Raw genomic sequence first — 21,083 nt, 5'->3', positions numbered from 1 at the left:
TGCGGGCCGTGGGCGCGACGCGTGTTTTCCAATGTTTGAGGAATGAAAATGTCTCTCTCGGCGGTTCGTTTCCGCTTTGCTCTGGCCCTGTCCGCGCTGTGCTTTGCAGTTGGTCAGGCTCAGGCCCACTTCCCTTGGCTGGCCGTTGACGGCGAAGGTCGAGCGCTGGTGTTCTTCGGCGAGAGCCCTGAAGAACGGAACTATCATCTGCCCGAAGCCCTTGCCGAGGCGAAGCTGGCGGCCCGCGTCGGTGACGAGGCGGCCGATGTCGCGCTCGAGACCCTCGAAGAGGACGATTTTGTGGGTCGCCGCTCGGAGAAGCCGGTCGCCGAAGACGCGGTCCTGGAACTGACCGCTCAATACGGCATCTACCACGGCATGCTGCTGACCTACTACGCGAAGGAAATCCCGGGCACGACCGTCGCCGCCTGGGAAAAGGCCGGCCCGTCGAAGGGGCTGAAGCTGGACGTTTCGCCGAAGGCTTCGGATGAAGGTCTTGCGCTGCTCGTCACGTGGGAAGGCCAGCCGCTGGAAGGCGCCGGCATCGCACTGACCGATTCAAAGGGCGACACGCAAGAAGCGAAGACCGACGCCAAGGGCATCGCTACCTTCAAGGAACCGGCCGCCGGTCCGGTGAGCGCCATCACCAGCTACATGAAGAAGGGTGAAAAAGGCGAGCACGAAGGCAAGGCCTACACGAGCGTCGGCAACTACGGCACGCTCCTCTTCAACCACAAGAGTGCGACCGCGGAGAAGAAGAACCCGCACGGCCACGCCCATGGGGGCCACGGCGGCCATGGCGGTCACGGTCAGAATGCGAAGAAGAAGCCTGTTTCCGACGAAGCGCTGAGCGCCTACCCTGCCCTGCCGGAAGCCGTGTCGAGCTTCGGCGCCGCGGTGAGCGACGGATACCTCTACGTTTACAGCGGCCACACCGGCGGCGAGCACGAGCACTCGAAGGACAACCTGTCGCAGAAGTTCCTCCGCATCAAGCTCGACGGCGGCAAGGAATGGGAAGAGCTTCCCATGGAAACGCCGCTGCAAGGCCTGCCGCTCGTGGCCCACAACGGCAAGCTGTACCGCGTCGGCGGGTTGAACGCCAAGAACGCCGACGGCGAAGATGAGGATCTCCACTCGGTCGCCGAGTTCTCGAGCTTCGACCCGGCCACGAAGAAGTGGACGGCCCTCGCCCCGCTGCCGGAAGCCCGCTCGTCGCACGACGCCGTGGTGATCGGCGACAAGCTGTACGTCGTTGGAGGCTGGACGCTCGATGGCGACCGCAAGGGGACCTGGCTCGACACGGCCTGGGCGTTCGACCTGACGAATCCGCAAGGTAAGTGGGAAGCGATCGCGAAGCCGAACTTCCGTCGCCGCGCGCTCGCCGCCGCTCAGTGGAACGGCAAGCTGATCGCCCTCGGGGGGATGGACGCCGACGTCAACATCTCGCGGCAAGTGAGCCTGCTCGACCCCACGACCGGCGAATGGACCGAACTGGCGGAGCTGCCGGGAGAGGACATGGACGGCTTCGGCGCCTCGGCGTGGAACCTGGACGGCAAGCTGTTCGCCAGCGGCACGCAAGATTCGCTCTATCGCCTCTCCGACGACGGCAAGTCGTGGGAAGCGGTCGTCGAACTGAAGCAGCCGCGGTTCTTCCACCGGTTGGTTCCAGCCGGCGGGGCGAAGCTGTTGTCGATCGCGGGCGCCTCGTTTGACGGGCACTTGGCGAACATCGAAGAGATGTCGACCGCCGGCCAAGCGAAGAAGACCAACTAGCAGCGTGGCACATCGAGGGGCGGAAGTTTTCCCACTAGCGGGGCGGCTTAGCAGCTAGCCCGCCAGTGGCCGAAGACTTCCGCCCCTTTTTCTATTTACGGCGGTTGCGGTGCGCTGTGGCAGCGAATCGCTGCGCAGGGGCGGGAGTTCGCGGGAGGCGATGTCCAGCGCCGCTGCGCAAAAAAGCGGCAAAAACATCCCCCAATCCTGCCCAATTGCCCGGTAGTGCGGTTCCAGGGGGACGGCAAAAATTATAGTATACTTACTGCTGCAACCGGCACCTCTTACCGCAACGCCCGACTCCATCGCAAATGGCCACCCCCGCCGCGGACGTCGACGGTCCGCAACTTCAACTCAATAGTCAGAGCCTCGACTACGTCGAACAGCTCTACGCTCTTTATCAAGACAATCCCGACGCTGCGCCGGCCGACTGGCGTGCGCTGTTCGGAGAATTGGCCAACGGGACGGATCGCAAGTCCTCCGCGACGAAGCTGACCGCGCAAGCGTTACCCGCGCCGGTAGTCGACGCGCGGCTTGCTGATCCAACGCTGGCCGCGTCGCAATTGGGCGAGCCGAAGCTGGTGCTCGAATCGCATCGCGTGCCGGGGCTCGCTCCGCCGACGGCGCCGTTCAGCCCCGCCTACCCGGTGAACGGGAACGGCAGCGGCAACGGGAAGCACGAAGAATTGGCCGCGCGGCAAGAGCGCGTTGATCAGCTGATTCGAAACTATCGGGTCCGCGGTCACATCATCTCGGACATCGACCCGCTCGATCAGTTCCGTCCGCGGCCGCCGGAACTCGACCCCGCCTACTACGGGTTCACCGAAGCCGATTACGATCGGGTCTTCTCGACCCGCACGATGCAGGGGCCGAAGCAGCGGACGCTCCGTGAGATCGTCAGCTGGCTGCAAAATACCTACTGCCGGGCGATCGGCGTGCAGTTTATGCACATCGACGACTTGGTGATTCGCGAGTGGCTGCAGTCGCGGATGGAAGAGACGGAGAATCGCACGGAACTCTCGCGCGACGAGCAGCTCCGCATTCTCAAGAAGCTGAACGAAGCCGCTTCATTCGAGCAGTTCCTGCAGACGAAGTTCACCGGCGCCAAGAGCTTTTCGCTCGAAGGGGGCGAGAGCCTCATTCCGCTGCTCGATATGGCCCTGGAAAAGGCGGGCAACGACGGCATCAACGAAGTCGTTATCGCGATGGCCCACCGTGGCCGCCTGAACGTGCTGGCCAACGTTATCGGCAAGCGCCCCCGCGAGATCTTCCGCGAATTCATGGACCTGGAGTCGCCGCAGCGTACCGGCCCGGGCGACGTGAAGTACCATCTCGGCTACTCGGGCGATTGGGTCACAGGCAAGGGAAACAAGGTTCACTTGTCGCTCTGCTTCAACCCGAGCCATCTGGAGTACGTCGACGGCGTGGCGATGGGCCGCATGCGGGCCAAGCAAGATCGCTACGGCGACGCGCAGCGTCAAAAGGGGATGGTCGTCCTCGTCCACGGCGACGCGGCGTTCGCTGGCGAAGGCGTGGTGCAAGAAATCCTCAACATGAGCGAGCTGCCCGGTTATCGGGTCGGCGGCACGCTCCATGTGATCGTGAATAATCAAATCGGCTTCACGACGACGCCGATTGAAGCCCGCTCGAGCGCCTACGCGACCGACGTGGCAAAGCTGCTGCAAATTCCGATCTTCCACGTCAACGGCGAAGACCCTGAGGCGGTTGCCCAGGCCGTTCGCCTGGCGCTCGACTTCCGCAAGGAATTCCAACGCGACGCGGTGATCGACATGTACTGCTACCGTCAGCGCGGTCACAACGAAGGCGATGAGCCGTCGTTCACCCAGCCGCTGATGTACCAGGCGATCGGCGCGCAAAATTCGGTGCGAGAAGGCTACCTGAAGCGCCTGCTTGCGCTCGGAGGCATTACCGCCGACGAAGCGGAGCAGATTGCGAAGGATCGTCACGCGAAGCTCGAAGCTGACTTCGCCTCGGCGAAGGCCCGCGACTTTCAATTGGCCAACCCGACGCCGACCGGCCCCTGGGCCAACTACTACGGCGGACCGTTTGAGAAGGCGCCGAACGTCGTCACTGGCGTCGAGCAAGAGCGGCTGGTCGAATTGCTTGAAAAGCTGACCGTCGTGCCGGAAGGTTTCCACATCCATCCGAAGCTCGTGCGGGCGATGGAGCGGAAGCGGCAGATGGCCGCTGGCGAAGAGCCGCTCGATTGGGCTACGGCTGAATCGCTCGCGTTCGCCAGCTTGGCGGCGCAGGGCGTTCGCATTCGCCTGAGCGGTCAGGATTGCGAGCGCGGCACGTTCAGCCAGCGTCACGCGGTGTTGCACGACGTGAAGGACGGCAACAAGTTCATGCCGCTCGCCCACCTGTCGCCCGATCAGGGGCCGGTGGAAATCGTCAACAGCCCGTTGTCGGAAGCAGGCGTGCTCGGCTTCGATTACGGTTACAGTCTCGACTGCCCCGAAGGGCTCGTGGCGTGGGAAGCCCAGTTCGGCGACTTCGCCAACGCGGGCCAGGTGATTATCGACCAGTTCATCGCGAGCGCTGAAGTGAAGTGGCGTCGCCTGAGCGGGTTGACGCTCCTCCTGCCGCACGGTTTTGAAGGACAGGGGCCAGAGCACTCGAGCGCTCGGCTTGAGCGATTCCTCACCCTCGCGGCCGACGACAACATTCAAGTCGTTTGCCCGACGACGCCGGCGCAGTATTTCCACTGCCTCCGTCGGCAGGTGGTTCGCCCGTGGCGGAAGCCGCTGGTGATCATGACGCCGAAGAGCTTGCTTCGTCACAAAGAGTGCGTCTCGACGATGGCCGAGCTGTCGCGCGGCCGCTTCCACGGCGTGTTGCCGGAGTCGACGAGCCGGCTGAGCGATCGCGACACCCGCGTCATCCTTTGCTCGGGCAAAGTCTACTTCGACCTGCGGGCGCGTCGTCAGCAACTCGGTATCGATGGGCCGCCGATCATCCGCATCGAGCAGCTTTACCCGCTGCCGATGAATCAGCTGCTCGCCGCGTTGGCTCCGCTGCCGAAGGGGACGCCGCTGGTGTGGGTGCAAGAAGAGCCGGAAAACATGGGCGCCTGGCGGTTCCTGCGTTCGATGTGGGACGACAGCCTCTGCCTGCAATACCCGCTTAAGTGCATTAGCCGCCCCGCATCGGCTTCGCCGGCCACTGGTTCGAAGACGGCTCACGAGCGTGAGCAGGCTGAACTAGTCGATCGCGCTCTGCTGCGTGAATAAACACTGCTTTTAGCGACCGGCTCTCAGTTTACTGACGAGCCGGTCTTTTTTGTTGGCTCGACGCCAACCGACTTACATACATATCCACCGCGGCTCCGCTCGATTGCTCGGCCGCCTATCGTCAGAGAGTTGAAATGCCCATCGAATTGAAGGTCCCGGTAATCGGCGAATCGGTTTCCGAAATTTTCATCGGCCAGTGGTACAAGGGCGAAGGCTCCACGGTCGCCGTCGATGAGAACCTCGTCGAACTGGAATCGGAGAAGGCGACGCTCGACGTGCCGTCGCCGAGCGCGGGCGTCATCACGAAAATTTTGAAGCAAGCGGGCGACACCGCCGAAGTCGGCGAAGTGATCGCGTATCTGGATGCGGTCGAGGCGGCTCCTGAGAAGAAGGCCCCGGAAAAGGCTCCCGAAACTCCGGCTCCAGCGCCCGCCCCTGTCGCCGAAGCGCCAAAGCCGGCTCCCGCCCCGGAACCGCCGAAGCCTGCTCCGACCCCCGCACCCGCTCTCGCCGCGAAGGCCGAACCGGCCAAGGCCCCTGCCCCGGCGCCGATCGCCACGCAGCCAGTCAATCACACCGCCAAGCCAGCCAACTACTCGCAGTCGCTGCAAGTTGGCGCCGGCAATCGGACCGAAGAAGTCGTCTCGATGAGCCCCGTGCGTCGCCGCATCGCGGCCCGGTTGCTTGACGCGACGCAGAACGCCGCGCTGCTCACCACGTTCAACGAAGTCGACATGACGGCGGTGAAGGAGCTTCGCGGCGGGCTCGGCGAAGCGTTCGAGAAGCGGCATGGCGTTCGTCTCGGCTTCATGTCGTTTTTCGTGAAGGCGGCCGTCGACGCGCTCAAGCAATGCCCCGAGATCAACGCGATCATTGAAGGCGACAAGGTGGTTTACCGTCGCTACTTCGACGTCGGCGTGGCGATCGGCAGCGAACGCGGGCTGTTTGTGCCGGTTCTCCGCAATGCGGAAGAGATGACGTTCGCGACCATTGAGAAGTCGATCAACGATCTCGCCAAGCGGGCCCAAACGGGCAGCCTCCGCGTCGAGGAATTGCAAGGCGGGACGTTCACGATCACCAACGGCGGCGTTTACGGTTCGCTGTTGTCGACGCCGATCGTCAATCCGCCGCAGAGCGGCGTGCTTGGCATGCACTCGATCGTCAACCGCCCCGTCGCCATCGACGGCCAAGTGGTGATTCGCCCAATGATGTACCTCGCGCTCACGTACGATCACCGCATCGTCGACGGTCGCGAAGCGGTGACGTTCCTGCGCAGCATCAAGGAAGCGATCGAGAACCCAGCCCGCATTTTGCTCGAAGTTTAAAGTCAGGGCGTTGCGGCGGACGACTGATTGAATTCCTTTAGTGCGCGCGGCGTTTGAGTCGGTTTTTGCCGATCAGATTACGCGCTCGTAATGCTGAGTCGCTCGACGCCGCATCGAGCCAGCCGCTCGATCAGCGAGACTCGATCTCAAGAACGGGGGCTGTTGCGTGATGGTGAGCGGAGCGTCGTTTCGTCGCTCGCGGCTTTGCGCAATGAATTGAAAAACCCGCGGAAAGTCGAGCCTTCCTGGCCCATTTGGCCCTTGCAGACATTACCCTTTGCCGCGCATTATAGGGCTTCGGCGCAACCCACCTGAATTCATCCCACCTGCCCGCAGAACAGAGAGCTCCGCGTCGCATCGATGGCTCAGATATTTCATCCCAGCATGAACACAATTGCCCGCGCCAGCATTTTTGGCGCGGTGTTCATTCTCGCTGGCGCCGGCGGAATTATATGGACCCTGCTTCGTTCGTCCTACGCGACGCAAGTCGGCGTGGTGCGACCTCAGCCAGTTGAATTCAGTCACGAGCATCACGTCTCGGGCCTGGGCATCGACTGCCGCTACTGCCACACGTCGGTCGAGTCGAGCCCGTTCGCAGGCATCCCGCCGACGGCGACTTGCATGACTTGCCACTCGCAGATTTGGGCCGACAGTCCCAAGCTGGAAGTGGTGCGAGCGAGCTTTCGCAGCGGCGAGTCGATTCCATGGACTCGCGTGCATGACTTGCCTGACTTCGCTTACTTCGATCACAGCATCCACGTCGCCAAGGGCGTGGGTTGCGTGTCGTGCCACGGTCGCGTCGATGAGATGCCGCTGATGTGGCGTGCGAAGACGTTGCATATGCAGTGGTGCATCGAGTGCCATCGCAATCCCGAGCCAAACATCCGCCCGCGAGACAAAGTATTTTCGATGGAGCCGCTCCCCTCGGCCCCGGAGAAGACCGACGCCGAATCAGGCGTTTCCAACGTCGCTATCGATCTGATGCAAGTCCATCAGATTGCCAGCGAGACGCATTGCTCCGTTTGTCACCACTAAGAAGCGGTGGCCGTCGTTCCATTTCAGCGACGGTGAGCTACTAGAAGGACCAGTCGTGAGTTGCCATCATAAGCCGCCCCAGAGCGAGGCTCCCCAAGAGTCGTCGATGCCGAAGTTCTGGCGGAGCTTCGAGGAGTTAGCCGGAGATCCCGCCTTCGAGGAACGCCTCGTGCGCGAGTTTCCGCGCCTGGCCTCGGTGTGGGAGCAATCGCCGACAGATCGCCGCCGCTTTCTGCAGTTGATGGGCGCCTCGGTCGCGCTGGCTGGCGCCACGGGGTGCAACCGCGGTCCTTCCGAACAAATCATGCCGTACGTGCGGCAGCCCGATCGGATTACCCCGGGCCTGCCGAACTACTTCGCCACGGCGATGCCCAACAGCGACGGCGCCATCGGCCTCGTCGCCACGAGCAACATGGGTCGGCCGACGAAGCTGGAGGGCAACAAGCTTCATAGCGCCAGCCTCGGGGCGACCGACGCGTTCGCTCAAGCGTCGCTGTTGACGATGTACGATCCCGACCGTTCGCAAACGGTCAAGCATCTCGGCATCATCGCCACCTGGGGCGAGTTCGTTGGCGCCATTCGCGGCGCGCTGCCGACCGGCGGCAACGGGTCGGGGTTGCGAATTCTCAGCCCGCCGGTGACTTCGCCGACGCTCGCTCGCCAACGCGAAGCGCTGCTCGCCGCGTTGCCGCAGGCTCGTTGGCATCAGTTTGATCCGGTCAGCAACGACAGCGCTCGCCAAGCGGCGAAACTCGCCTTCGGCGCCGATCTCGCGCCGATCTATGACTTTACCAATGCGGATGTGGTCGTCGCGATTGATTCCGACTTCCTGTCGCGCGGCGGCGCCTCGGTGCGTTACTCGTATGACTTTATGTCGCGCCGCGGCGTCGAGAGCGAGAAGCAGTACCCCGGCGTTGAGCCGAATCGCCTGTACGCCATCGAAAGCACCTACACGCCGACCGGCGCCGCCGCCGACAATCGGTTGCCGCTGAGCCCGTCGCAGTCGGAGCAGTTTCTCCGCGCGTTGGCTCGCAAGCTTGAGATCGCTGGCGCCGCACCTGCCGACCTGCCGAACGGCGTCGATGCGAAGTGGCTCGATGCAGTGGCCAGCGACCTGCAGAGCAAGCGCGGCCGTTCGATCGTCATCGCCGGCGATCACCTGCCGGCCTCGGCGCATGTGCTGGCCTACGCGATCAACGCGGAGCTTGGCAATGTTGGCCCGACGTTGAGCTACATCGAGTCGATCGCCGCCGCCGGCGAAGATTCGGTCGCCTCGATGCGTGAGCTGACCGACGCCCTCAATGGCGACAAAGTTCAAGCGTTGATCGTCCTTGAGGGGAACCCCGTCTACGACGCTCCGGTCGATCTGAATTTCGCGCAAGCGATTCGCAAGACGCCGCTCGCCGTCCATCTGAGCCTGTTCGAAGACGAAACGTCGGAACTGTGCCATTGGCACATTCCAGCGGCTCACTACCTTGAGTCGTGGAGCGACGCCCGCGGCTACGACGGCACGGCGGCGATCGTGCAGCCGATGATCGCGCCGCTCTACAACGGCAAGACGGCTCACGAAGTGATTGCCGCGATTGCCGACCCGACGATCGAGTCGAGCTACAACCTGGTCCGCGCCACCTGGCAAGCAGCGCTCGGCGGCGGATTCGAAGAAGGCTGGCACAAGGCGCTGGCCGACGGCGTGATCGCCGACACCAAGTTCGAGACGAAAACGGCGACCGTTCAAGGCGATGCGGTGGCCAGCTTGCCGGCGATTCCGGCAGCTGCCGGCGACTCGACGTTCGAGCTAGTGTTGCTGCCCGATCCCACGATCGGCGACGGCCGCTACGCGAACAACGGTTGGCTGCAAGAAGCCCCGAAACCGCTCAGCAAGCTAACCTGGGACAACGCCGTCCTGATTGGCAAGACGGACGCCGACAAGCTGAATCTGAAGACCGGCGACGTCGTCCGCATCGAGTCGGGCGGCGAAAAGGTGAAGGCCCCCGTCTGCATCATGCCGGGCCACGGTTCGGGCAGTATCACCTGCCACTTCGGCTATGGCCGAACGCTGGCTGGCAAGATCGGCTCGAAGATCGGCTTCAACGCGTACAAGTTCCGTACGTCGCACGGCGGCTACATCGCCCGCGACGCGAAGCTGGTGAAGACCGGCGAGAAGATGGAACTTGCCATCACGCAGACGCACCACGAGATCGACGGCCGCAACATCGTCCACTCGACGACAGTCGAAGAGTTCAAGGCAGACCCGCAAGGGATTTTGCCCGACGCCGTTCGCGGCCCGTTCGCGTCGCTGCTTCCCCTGTGGGAAGACTACGACAAGGAAAACTTCGCTTGGGGCATGGCGATCGACCTGACCAAGTGTTCGGGCTGCAACACCTGCGTCATGGCGTGCCAGGCGGAAAACAATATTCCGATCGTCGGCAAAGAGCAGGTGCTCAACAATCGCGAGATGGCCTGGATTCGGATGGACCTCTACTACTCCGGCGACCCGGAGAATCCCGAGGCGATCCATCAGCCGATGCTTTGCCAGCATTGCGAGAAAGCGCCGTGCGAAGTCGTTTGCCCGGTCGCGGCGACGACCCACAGCGACGAAGGTCTCAACGAGATGACCTACAATCGCTGCGTCGGCACGCGGTACTGCTCGAACAACTGCCCGTACAAGGTTCGCCGTTTCAACTTCTTCCAATACTCCGACACGACGACCCCGGTGCTGCAGCTAATGCGGAACCCGGAGGTGACGGTTCGCAATCGCGGCGTGATGGAGAAGTGCACCTACTGCGTCCAGCGGATCAATCACGCTCGGATCGACGCCAAGAAGGAAGGCGTCGCTTCGGGCGAGAAGCCATCGCTCGTCGACGGTTCGCTGCAGACGGCCTGCCAGCAGGCGTGTCCGTCGCAAGCGATCGTCTTCGGCAATATTAACGACCCCGAGAGCCGCGTCGCCAAGTTGAAGCAGGACGCCCGTAATTACGGCGCCCTGTCCGAGCTTGGCGTTCGTCCTCGCACCACGTACCTGGTCCGCTTGCGGAACCCCCACCCAGCGCTCGCTTAGTTAGCGCGGATATTTGAAGGCGCCCTCGATGGCCACATCCCATAGCGATCAACGATCGGCGACAGCCGCAGCGGCGGAAATCCCCGTTCTTGCGCCGGGCCATAGCTACGGCTCCATCACCGATCAGATCAGCTCGATCGTGCTGACCAAGGGGATGTCGCGCGGCTGGCTCTTCGGGCTGGCGGTTTCGTTCCTACTGGTCCAGGTGTTGCTGGTTAGCGTCGTTTACCTGATCGCTCGCGGCGTCGGCATTTGGGGCATCAACGTCCCGGTCGGCTGGGGTTTCGCGATCATCATCTTCGTCTGGTGGGTCGGCATCGGCCACGCCGGAACGCTGATCTCCGCGGTGTTGTTGCTGCTCAACCAGTCGTGGCGAACGAGTATCAACCGTTTCGCTGAAGCGATGACGCTGTTCGCCGTCGTCTGCGCCGGCATGTACCCGCTGCTTCACTTGGGTCGCATCTGGCTCTTCTACTGGCTGATGCCGATTCCGAACACGATGGGCATTTGGCCGCAGTTCCGCAGTCCACTGTTGTGGGACGTCTTCGCGGTTTCGACGTACATGACCGTGTCGTTCTTGTTCTGGTACACCGGTCTCATTCCCGACCTTGCGACGCTTCGTGATCGGGCTCAGAGCAAGATCGGCAAGTACACGTACGGCATGCTTTCGTTCGGCTGGCGCAGTTCAGCTCGCCATTGGCGCCGGTTCGACGCCGCCTACCTGTTGCTCGCCGGCATTGCGACGCCGCTGGTCGTCTCCGTGCATACGGTGGTCGGTTTCGACTTCGCGATGTCGATCATCCCCGGCTGGCACAACACGCTGTTCCCGCCTTACTTCGTCGCCGGCGCCATTTATTCCGGCTTCGCGATGGTGCTGACGCTCGCCATTCCGCTGCGGGCTGCCTACGGCCTGCAAGACTTCATCACCGACCGCCATCTCGACAACATGGCGAAGGTCATGCTCGCGACGAGCCTGATGGTGTCGTACGGCTACGTGATGGAAGTCTTCTTCGGCTTCTACAGTGCGAACACCTACGAAGAGTATCTGACTCGCAACCGCATGATCGGTCCTTACGCTCCGGCGTTCTGGTCGCTCATTCTGTGCAACACGCTTGCTCCGCAGTTGCTGTGGGTTCGCAAGATCCGCCTGTCCCCAGTACTGCTATGGTGCATCGCGATCGTGGCGAACATCGGCATGTGGCTCGAACGGTTCGTGATCGTTATCACGAGCCTCCACCGCGACTACCTGCCGTCGTCGTGGGGCATGTTCTATCCGACGTTCTGGGACTGGTCGACGTACATCGGCACGATCGGCGTCTTCCTGTTCTTGCTGTTCCTGTTCATCCGCTTCCTGCCGGTGATTTCGATCTTCGAAATGCGCGAGCTCCTGCATAAAGAGGAGGAGCACCACCATGAGTGATCACCACGGCGCTCCTGAAACGCCCGCCCTGTACGGCGTCCTCGGCGAGTTCGCCGACGCCGACCACCTGCTCGCAGCGGCCCACAAGGTTCGCGAAGCGGGCTACGTGCGGACCGACGCCTACGCCCCGATGCCGGTCCACGGTCTGGCCGAAGCGCTCGGCGCCAAGCGGACGAAGCTGCCGTTCCTAGTGCTGCTGGGCGGCATCTTCGGCGGGTTGGCCGGATTCGGGCTCTGCTACTATTGCTCGGTCATCGCCTACCCGATGAACATCGGCGGCCGCCCGGTGAACACCTGGCCGGCGTTCATTCCGGTGACGTTTGAAACGACGATTCTTGGCGCTGCGATCACGGCGGTGCTCGGCATGTTGGCGCTCAATGGGCTGCCGATGCCATATCACCCGCTGTTCAACATTCCTGAGTTCAGTCAGGCGTCGCAGAGCCGTTTTTTCATTTGCATTGAGTCGAAAGACAAGAAGTTCGACGAAGTCGCCGCGAGCGATTTCCTCCGCAGCATCGGCGCCACGCACGTGACGACGGTCGACAACTAACCGCATCCCATTTTTCAACAAGCGCCCAGCGCCCAACCACCAGCGCCCCATGGTTTCGCGACCGCGACAACTCGCACGCCCTTTCCTCGCCTGGGCGCCTTCCATGCTGGCGCTGCTCGCGCTGGTTGGGTGCCATCGCGATATGTACGACCAGCCGCGCCTTGAGCCGCTGGAAAAGAACACGTTCTTCGACGATGGTCGCTCCTCGCGCCCGCTCGTCGAAGGGGTCGTCGAGTACGGCGCCATCTCGCCGAACGACGTCTTCAACAGCGGCAAAGTCAACGGCCAGTTCACCGAAGAACTTCCCGAGTCGATGGAGCTGAACGCCGCGCTGCTCAAGCGGGGCGAGCAGCGGTTCAACATCTTCTGCAGCAACTGCCATGGCCGTTCCGGCGACGGCGACGGGATGATCGTCCTCCGTGGCTATCGCAAGCCGCCGACGTATCACAGCGATCGCCTCCGCGGGATGCCGCTTGGCTACTTCTTCGACGTCGCCACGAACGGCTTCGGCGTCATGCCGAGTTATGCCTCGCAGATTCCAGTGAAGGATCGTTGGGCGATCGCCGCTTACGTGCGAGCGCTGCAACTAACCCAATACGCCAAGCTTGACGACGTCCCCGAGGCCGAACGTCAACAACTCGAAAACGCCCAGCCAGCCGCCACCCAGTCGCCGAGCGCTCCGTGACCGCCGCATCGAACCCACCATCCGCCGCCCGTTCGCCGCTGCAATTCGCCGCCGGCGCGATTGTCGTCGGCGCTATCGTCGGGGCGATCGGCTGGACGCAGAATCACGACCAATTCTTCGCGTCGTACCTGGTCGCCTGGCTGTTCTGGAACGGCCTCGCGCTCGGCAGCATGGCGCTGCAACTGCTCCACAACCTTACCGGCGGTAAGTGGGGCGATCGCATTCGTCCGTACCTGCGAGCCACGACGGGCATGATCCCGATCATGGCGATCTTGTTCATCCCGATCGCGATGAACCTGGACAAGATCTACGAGTGGGCGAATCTCGCGATCGTCAAAGACGACTCGATGCTGCAGTACAAGGCGAACTTCTACCTCAACCAGAAGTTCTTCCTGATCCGTGCCGCGATTTACTTCACGCTCTGGTTCTTGCTGATCGGCTTGCTGAGTTGGCAAGCCCGTACGAACGCCGCACCCGATAGTCCCGCGCACCATCGCTTCCGCCGATTCAGCGGCGTCGGCCTCGGCTTGCACGGTCTCGCGGTGACGTTCTCGTCGATCGACTGGATGATGTCGCTCGAGCCGCACTGGTTCTCGGCGATTTACGGCGTGATCATGTTTGCCGCGCAGGGCGTCGGCGCCCTCGCGCTTTCGATCTTCCTCGCGACGCGGGACGCCCGCCGCCAGCCGTCGCTGACGCCGTACGAAGTCGACCAATTTCATGATCTCGGCAAGCTGCTTTCCGGCTTGATCATGTTCTGGATGTACGTCAATTTCTCGCAGCTTTTCATCATCTGGTACGGCAACTTGCCGGAAGAGGTGGTGTGGGTCATCCGCCGCTTGGCGCATGGCTGGCTGTGGGTGGCGGTGTCGCTGCTAGTTTTCCACTGGATGGTGCCGTTCTTCGGGTTGCTCAATCGCGACTGGAAGCGAGATCCCGCCCGCCTCGGCTTCATGGCGCTGATGATCGTCGTCATGGAATGGGTGATGTACGTCTGGTACGTCGAACCTGCCGCCCAGGCGTACTTCGAACATCTGGCTCACTTGGCGCACGACGCTGGCCATGCCGCTGCGGAAGCTGCGCACGAAGGCGCCCATGACGCTGCCAAGACAGAACATCACGGCTTCTTCCCCTGGATCGACGCCGGCCTGACGGTCGCCATTGGCGGCGTTTGGTGGCTGGTCTTTAACCGTCGCCGGCCGAAGACGTTCGCCCAGGCCGAGGCCGCTGCTTCGAAGCAGAAAAAGAAGAAGGGGGGGCACCACTAAGATGTCCGACCACAAGACCGACGACCAACGTCACGAAGAAGAACTACCGCATCTCCACACGACGGCTGCGCACGTCCATGAAGACAGCGACGTCAGCATCAGCTCGCTCGGCATGTTCCTCGCCGCGCTCGCGATCACGATGATCGTGACCGGCGTCGTGGTGGTGGGCTTGTTCGATATCTTCCTCGACCAAGCGGAAGAGGCCGATATTTCGCCGTCGCCGCTCGCCGAGTCGGGCGAGCCGCCGGCCCCTCCCGGGCCGCTGCTGCAGGTCGCGGAACGGCTTGACTTGCGTCTGCACCGTGAATCGCAAGAGAAGCTGATTCATGAAACCGCCTGGATCGATCGCGATCGCGGCGTCGTGCGAATTCCGATCGAGCGTGCCATCGAAATTACCGCCGAGCGCGGGCTTCCCGATTGGCCCCCCGTCGCGCAAGGCGTCGGCGGCGGAAGCGAGGCGTCGCAATGAATCGGTTCTCAAAGAACTTGAACAAGCTGCAGAGGTACGGCATCGCCGCTTTGGCGACCATGCTGGCCTGCACGCTAGGCGTCGCGCCGCTTCAGGGAGCGACGGATGAAGAACTGTCGCCGATGCTGATGTCGCCCGACGCGGTCGCCATCAAGGAAGTGCAGTTCCACCAGCGCCTCGACAACCAAGTCGACGTCGATGCGACGTTCACGAACTCCGACGGCGAGAAAGTCACGATCGCTGAGTGCATGGATGGTAAGCCGACTGTTTTCGTGTTGGCTTACTACCGTTGCCCGCGGTTGTGCAACATGGTCCTCAACAGCGTAGCGAAGACGCTGCAAGCGATCGACTTTGAAGCGGGCAAAGATTTCAACATCGTCGTCGTCAGCTTCGACGCGACCGACACGGTGGAAATTGCGGCCGATAAGAAGAAGTCGGTCGTGCACGCCTTCAATCGCAACGGCGATCCGGCTGGTTGGAACTTCCTCATCGGCGATCAGGAAACCGTGAAAGCGGCCGCCGATTCCGTCGGCTTCCAATACGTCTACGACAAGAAGAGCAACGAATACGCCCACGCCAGCGGAATCGTCATCCTCACGCCCGAAGGTCGCGTTTCACGCTACTTCTACGGCATCGACTACCCGACGCGCGACGTGCGGCTCGGGCTGGTCGAAGCTTCGCAGGGACAGATCGGTTCGCCAGTCGACGAGTTGCTGCTGCTTTGCCTCCACTACGATCCATCGAACGGCAAATACGGCTTGGCGATTTTAAACCTGGTCCGCGCCGGCGGATTGCTGACCGTCGCTGCGATGGTCGGCTTTATTGGCATGTCGATCCGCCACGATCGGCAGGCGGCGCCCGTTGCTAAGACGTCATCCGAAACAGATTCGCAGTCTGGCGTTCCGCCCAGCCACGATAACTAACGTCAGGAAACGCTAACCCCTTCCTTCCGGAGGGGGGATTCTGGAATGAATACTGAATTCCAAATATTCCCCGACGCCGCTTCCACTGCCGCCGGTCAGGTCGACGCGCTCTACCTGTTCCTCGTCGTGCTGTCGGTCGTGCTGTCGGCGTTTGTCGCCGGGCTCATCACCTACTTGGCGATTCACTATCGCCGCGCGAACAAGGTTAATCGCGAGTACGTCGACCATGGCAACACGATCGAATTCATGGCGATGGCGATTTCGTTCCCCATCTTGATGGGGATCTTCCTGTGGGGCGCCAAGGTTTGCTTCTTCCTGTTCCGCGCTCCGGAACATGCGATGCCGATCACCGTCGTCGCCAAGCAGTGGATGTGGAAGTTCCAGCACGCCGACGGCCGCCGCGAGATCGACACGCTCCACATTCCGACCGGCCAGCCGGTGAAGCTGACGATGGTCAGCCAGGATGTGATTCACAGCTTCTTCGTGCCGGCGTTCCGGACGAAGCAAGACGTGCTGCCGGGGCGCTACACCTCGACTTGGTTCGAAGCGACCGAGCCGGGCGAGTATCGTCTGTACTGTGCCGAGTATTGCGGCACGAACCATAGCCGGATGATCGGCAGAGTGATCGTTCAATCGCCCGACGACTTCGCTCGCTGGATGAGCGGCGACGCTGCCAGCGACGAACCGCCGGCCGAAACGGGCCGCAAGTTGTTCGAGCAGTATCAGTGCGGCACCTGTCATCGCCCCGCGAACGAAGAAGGCGCCCGCGGCCCGACGCTTGAGGGTTTGTTCCAGAGCCGTGTGCCGCTCGCAGGCGGCCAGACGGTCGCCGCCGACGAAACGTACATCCGCGAGTCGATCCTCCGCCCCGCTCAAAAGCAGGTGGCCGGCTACCAGCAGATCATGCCGACGTATGAAGGCCAGATCAGCGAAGAGGGAGTCATGCACCTGATCGCTTACATCAAAACGCTGGGAGCGCCTGCCGCGACGTCGTCGGCGGCGGCCGCTGCGGGTGGCCAACCCGCAACTCCTGTCGCGGAGCCAGCCGCTCCCGCCTCGCAAGACAACGCAGCTAACGAGACTGAAGGTAACACGCCATGACCGGCGAGATCGCATCGACAACAGGCGCCGCGCTGCCTCAGCACGAGCCGAAGAACTACCTCAATGCCGCGTGGACGGTCCGTTCGTGGTTGCTTACCGTCGACCACAAGCGGATTGGCTTGCTGTACCTTGCCGGCATTAGCTTTTTCTTTCTCCTTGGCGGAGCGGCGGCTGTCGTCTTCCGTCTGGAACTGATGACGCCGCAGGGCGATCTCGTAGAAGCGGAGACTTACAACAAGCTCTTCACGCTGCACGGCATCATCATGATCTTCTTCTTCCTGGTCCCCGGCATTCCGGGCGTACTAGGGAACTTCCTCGTGCCGATCATGATCGGCGCGCGCGATATGGCGTTTCCCAAGCTCAACTTGATGAGCTGGTACCTGTTCATGATCGGCGGGTGCTTCACGCTCTACGTCACCATCTCCGGCGGCGTCGACACCGGTTGGACCTTCTACACGCCGTACAGCAGTACCTACAGCAACACGTACGTGATGGCTACGGCAGTCGGTATTTTTATTACCGGCTTCTCGTCGATTCTCACCGGTCTGAATTTCATCGTCACCGTCCACAAGATGCGCTGCCCGGGCATGACCTGGTTCCGGCTGCCGCTGTTCATCTGGGCCAACTACGCCACGGCGTTGATCATGGTGCTCGGCACGCCCGTGCTGGCGATCACGATCTTGCTCGTCGCTCTGGAACGCGGCCTCGGCATCGGCATTTTTGACCCCCGCCTCGGCGGCGATCCGGTGTTGTTCCAGCACTTATTCTGGTTCTACTCCCACCCGGCCGTGTACATCATGGTGCTGCCGGCGATGGGCGTGATCAGCGAACTGGTTGCCGCGTTCTCACGGAACCGCGTCTTCGGCTACAAGCTGGTCGCGTTCGCGAGCCTCGCGATCGCGGTCCTCGGCTTCTTGGTCTGGGGCCATCACATGTTCGTCTCGGGCCAAAGCTTGTACGCCGGCATGGTGTTCTCGGTCCTTAGCATGCTGATCGCGATTCCGTCAGCGATCAAAGTTTTCAACTGGGCCCTCACGCTGTGGCGGGGCGAGATCACCTTCCACACGCCGCTGCTCTATGCGTTGGGCTTCTTGGGCCTGTTCACGATCGGCGGTCTGACCGGTTTGTTCCTCGCCACGCTCGGCGTCGACGTCCACGTGCACGACACCTACTTTGTCGTCGCGCACTTCCACTACGTGATGGTCGGCGGCACGGTGATGGCCTACCTCGGCGGCATCCACTACTGGTGGCCGAAGATGACCGGCCGCATGTACCCTGAGGGTTGGGCCCGCTTCTCGGCAGTGCTGGTGTTCGTCGGGTTCAATCTGACGTTCTTCCCGCAGTTCATCCTCGGCTACCTCGGCATGCCGCGGCGGTACCACGTTTACGACGAAGGCTTTCAAGTGCTGAACGTCATGTCGTCAGCCGGCGCCTCGATTCTCGGCATCGCCTACCTGTTCCCGATTACCTACCTGATTTGGTCGCTGAAGTACGGCGAGAAGGCCTCGGCCAATCCTTGGAACGCCGTTGGTCTGGAGTGGATGACCCCCTCCCCTCCGCCGACCGAGAACTTCACCGAAACCCCCATCGTCGATTTCGAGGCATATGAGTACCACCGCAACCCTGCCGACGCCCACGGTTAAAAAAGGCCCGGTCGTCGCGCATCACTTCGACGACTGGAATCAACAGTACGACGCCTGCGTCCTGGGGATGTGGGCGTTCCTGGTCTCCGAAGTCATGTTCTTCGGCGGCGCGATCGCCGTCTACATGATCTACCGGTGGCAGTACCCGATGGCGTTTGCTCACGCGAGCAACACGCTTGATCCGTACCTGGGAACATTCAACACGTTCATCCTGCTGACGAGCAGCCTCACGGTCGCGCTCGGCGTGCGCTACGCCCATACCGGCGAGAGCCGCAAGGTCGGCTGGATGTTGATCTCGACGATCGTGCTCGGCACGGCGTTCCTCGGCATCAAGATGTTCGAGTACTACACCAAGTTCCATCACAACTTGGCGCCGCTGCTTAACCTGCCGTTCGACTGGGCGGGCGAAGATCCGGGGCCGACGAAGATTTTCTTCGGCCTTTACTTCGGCATGACCGGCATCCACGCGCTGCACATGATCATCGGCGTCGTCTTGATGGCGCTGTACATCCCGGCGGCCTTCCGCAACGAATACCGCGACGGCAATTCGTTGGCCGTCGAAGTGATTGGCCTCTACTGGCACTTCGTCGACTTGGTTTGGATTTTCCTGTTCCCGCTGCTGTATTTGGTCGATCGCGCGATTACCTCGCCGCCGGCGTTGTGAGCAACGTTCAGATTCAGCAACCAGCGATTGCCCTGGCCTTCGACCACTAACCTCCGACCTATCCCACAGTGTCATGTCCAACGCAGACGAACATACTGGCCTCGGCGCTTACTTCCTCGTCTACGCCTTGCTGATGGTCGGCTTGCTGGCGACGGTGGCGGTGGCGTTCGTGCCGTTGGGGAATTGGAACCTCGTCGTTGCGCTGACGATTGCCTTCACGAAGGCAATCCTCGTCGTGCTAATCTTCATGCACGTATTGAACTCGCCGCGGCTCACGTGGATTGCGGTGTTCGCGGGACTGATCTGGCTGTCGATCATGCTGAGCCTGATGATGGCCGACTATCTGACTCGCTCGTGGCTTCCGACTCGCGCCCCGGCGGACATGGCGTTGCCGACCTATCGTGAGTTGGTCCCATTGTCGGAAAACGCAGTGCATGCCCCTCATGGCCACGAAGGGCACGCGGATGAGGGGCATGGCGCCGCCGCTCATGCCGACGAAGCTCACGAAGAGGCCGCGGCCGATGCGGCCAACGCGGACTAGGAATAGTCTCGCGGGGGCGTTTCCACCACGCCACCCATCAGCAGAAATCGCTGAATTAGCCCCGAATCAAACGAATTTTCGCAAATTCGTTCGACTTGAACCCCGTTCTTTCATTCGCGCAGATTCGCGTGATTCGCGGGGCAGTCTTCTGCCTATGCCTTCGCGGAGCGGTGCTGATTGCCCCCCACCGTTATCGGGCTTATCATAGCGGGCGTCTGGCATTCTCTTCTCCTTTTCAGACCGTCTCCCGACTCTCTTTTCCTCGTCCGTGGAGCATTCTTCATGTCGCATGCTAGCCGCTGCGCGCGTTTCGTCGCGCCCCTCTCGTTCTCGTTAATCGGTTTGCTCGCTTCCGTGGCAATCGCCCCGCAAGCCGCGCAAGCGCAATCAGGGTACGTCGCCGCGATCGCCTACTCTCAAGAAACGGGCAAGGTCGGGCACTCCGCTCGACAGGCGCGCACTGAGCAAGCCGCGAAGTCGCTCGCTCTCCGTGCGTGCGGCGCTCCCGACGCCAAGGTCTGGATGTGGGCGCAAGACCAATGGGTGGCGATCGCCACTGCCGACGGGCTGACCGGCGCCGCCGGCTTCGGCCGCGGTAAAACCGCCGAGGAAGCTCAGGAGAAGGCGCTCGATGAATGTGCAAAGCGAGCGCACGGCGTTCCATGCAGCGTCGCCTTGTGTACGCACAGCAGCGGCGCGCGGCCGCGGCAATTGCTCAAGCGAGACGGGGATCCTGAACTCGTTGCCGCACGGCGGGCGGGGTACGTCGCCGCGATCGCCTACTCGCCCAAAACGGGCCGAGTTGGTTCGACGGCCGGAGTCGCCAAATCGAAGAAAGAAGCCCATCAACTCGCGCTGAAAGAGTGCGCCTCAGAGGACGCGAAGGTCTATATGTGGGGGCCCGAGTGGGTCGCCGTTGCCACCGTCGAAGGGCGCCCCGGCGTCGCTGGATTTGCTCCTGGCGCCACGCGTGAGATCGCCGAACGGGCGGCGCTGGAACAAGCCCAGAAGCTGTGCAGCGACGGGAAGTGCCAAGTCACGTTGGCGATCCACGCCGCGGGCGAGCCGAAGGCAAAGACCGCCGCGAAGCCAGTCGCCGCACCGGTCTCGACGACGACTGAGGGGCCGATCTTGCCGGCCGGCAACTGAAGTTGGCGATCGCTACCGTGCAGGAGCCGGGTGGTGCGCCTTCAGGGATATATTTGGACGGCGCACCAGCCCCGGTTCCGTGCCATTATCACCGTGGATTGCGGCAAGCCGGGAGCGGACGCAGCGCCGCTCTGAGTCCCGCAACATCGCTACAGAGCCTTCGCCAAACCCCGCAGAGCGCACATCTCCACGGTCGGACGCCCCGCAATGCCTTACGGCAATCCC

Annotated in this window: 16 protein-coding genes; all 16 read left to right on the top strand. The window is 62.3% G+C overall.

From position 1 onward, the window contains the following. Positions 1-48 precede the first annotated feature (48 nt). The 16 genes from PLANPX_RS19740 to PLANPX_RS19665 all read left to right on the top strand — a co-directional run bounded on the left by PLANPX_RS19740 (position 49) and on the right by PLANPX_RS19665 (position 20,858). Entirely contained in the window at positions 49-1,773 is a 1,725-nt protein-coding gene (locus PLANPX_RS19740; protein WP_172992198.1) for a kelch repeat-containing protein, read from the top strand. A 311-nt stretch (positions 1,774-2,084) separates the two neighbouring features. Next, positions 2,085-5,027 carry a 2-oxoglutarate dehydrogenase E1 component gene (locus PLANPX_RS19735; protein ID WP_152100387.1) on the top strand — a complete coding sequence of 981 codons (2,943 nt, stop codon included), beginning with the start codon at positions 2,085-2,087 and terminating at the stop codon, positions 5,025-5,027. 134 nt (positions 5,028-5,161) lie between these two features. Further along, entirely contained in the window at positions 5,162-6,352 is a 1,191-nt protein-coding gene (gene odhB / locus PLANPX_RS19730; RefSeq protein ID WP_152100386.1) for a 2-oxoglutarate dehydrogenase complex dihydrolipoyllysine-residue succinyltransferase, read from the top strand. Positions 6,353-6,736: 384 nt separating this feature from the next. After that, positions 6,737-7,387, top strand: a complete 651-nt coding sequence (locus PLANPX_RS19725; RefSeq protein WP_198421772.1) for a cytochrome c3 family protein — start codon at positions 6,737-6,739, stop codon at positions 7,385-7,387. Positions 7,388-7,493: 106 nt separating this feature from the next. Further along, positions 7,494-10,445, top strand: coding sequence for a TAT-variant-translocated molybdopterin oxidoreductase (locus PLANPX_RS19720; RefSeq protein ID WP_152101941.1), 2,952 nt, complete (start codon positions 7,494-7,496; stop codon positions 10,443-10,445). Positions 10,446-10,473: 28 nt separating this feature from the next. Further along, positions 10,474-11,865: an NrfD/PsrC family molybdoenzyme membrane anchor subunit gene (nrfD, locus tag PLANPX_RS19715; RefSeq protein WP_152100384.1), complete on the top strand. Its 1,392-nt coding sequence runs from the start codon at positions 10,474-10,476 to the stop codon at positions 11,863-11,865. Further along, complete coding sequence (locus PLANPX_RS19710) at positions 11,858-12,415, top strand: DUF3341 domain-containing protein (RefSeq protein WP_152100383.1); 558 nt, start codon at positions 11,858-11,860, stop codon at positions 12,413-12,415. The genes nrfD and PLANPX_RS19710 overlap by 8 nt, the downstream gene beginning before the upstream one ends. Before the next feature lie 49 nt (positions 12,416-12,464). Further along, positions 12,465-13,100 (top strand): c-type cytochrome, encoded by a 636-nt coding sequence (locus tag PLANPX_RS19705; protein WP_198421771.1) that lies wholly within the window; start codon positions 12,465-12,467, stop codon positions 13,098-13,100. Further along, positions 13,097-14,368 carry a hypothetical protein gene (locus tag PLANPX_RS19700; RefSeq protein ID WP_152100382.1) on the top strand — a complete coding sequence of 424 codons (1,272 nt, stop codon included), beginning with the start codon at positions 13,097-13,099 and terminating at the stop codon, positions 14,366-14,368. Before PLANPX_RS19705 ends, PLANPX_RS19700 begins: the two co-directional genes overlap by 4 nt. A 1-nt stretch (position 14,369) precedes the next feature. Further along, positions 14,370-14,837, top strand: a complete 468-nt coding sequence (locus PLANPX_RS19695) for a hypothetical protein (RefSeq protein ID WP_152100381.1) — start codon at positions 14,370-14,372, stop codon at positions 14,835-14,837. Next, the gene (locus tag PLANPX_RS19690) at positions 14,834-15,760 is read left to right on the top strand and encodes an SCO family protein (protein WP_152100380.1); all 927 of its coding nucleotides are present in this window, start codon (positions 14,834-14,836) and stop codon (positions 15,758-15,760) included. Before PLANPX_RS19695 ends, PLANPX_RS19690 begins: the two co-directional genes overlap by 4 nt. A gap of 45 nt (positions 15,761-15,805) precedes the next feature. Further along, complete coding sequence (gene coxB, locus PLANPX_RS19685) at positions 15,806-16,861, top strand: cytochrome c oxidase subunit II (protein ID WP_152100379.1); 1,056 nt, start codon at positions 15,806-15,808, stop codon at positions 16,859-16,861. Continuing rightward, positions 16,858-18,504: a cytochrome c oxidase subunit I gene (ctaD, locus tag PLANPX_RS19680; protein WP_152100378.1), complete on the top strand. Its 1,647-nt coding sequence runs from the start codon at positions 16,858-16,860 to the stop codon at positions 18,502-18,504. Before coxB ends, ctaD begins: the two co-directional genes overlap by 4 nt. Further along, a complete protein-coding gene (locus PLANPX_RS19675) occupies positions 18,467-19,168 on the top strand; it encodes a cytochrome c oxidase subunit 3 family protein (RefSeq protein ID WP_152100377.1) in 702 nt (233 codons plus the stop codon). The genes ctaD and PLANPX_RS19675 overlap by 38 nt, the downstream gene beginning before the upstream one ends. 73 nt (positions 19,169-19,241) lie before the next feature. Then, a complete protein-coding gene (locus PLANPX_RS19670; RefSeq protein WP_152100376.1) occupies positions 19,242-19,709 on the top strand; it encodes a cytochrome C oxidase subunit IV family protein in 468 nt (155 codons plus the stop codon). A gap of 282 nt (positions 19,710-19,991) precedes the next feature. Next, entirely contained in the window at positions 19,992-20,858 is an 867-nt protein-coding gene (locus PLANPX_RS19665; RefSeq protein WP_152100375.1) for a DUF4189 domain-containing protein, read from the top strand. Positions 20,859-21,083 lie beyond the last annotated feature (225 nt).

Source organism: Lacipirellula parvula (assembly GCF_009177095.1).
Classification (GTDB): Bacteria; Planctomycetota; Planctomycetia; order Pirellulales; family Lacipirellulaceae; genus Lacipirellula; species Lacipirellula parvula.
Note: the sequence above shows the minus strand (reverse complement) of the source record. Positions and strands in the feature narration are given on the sequence as shown.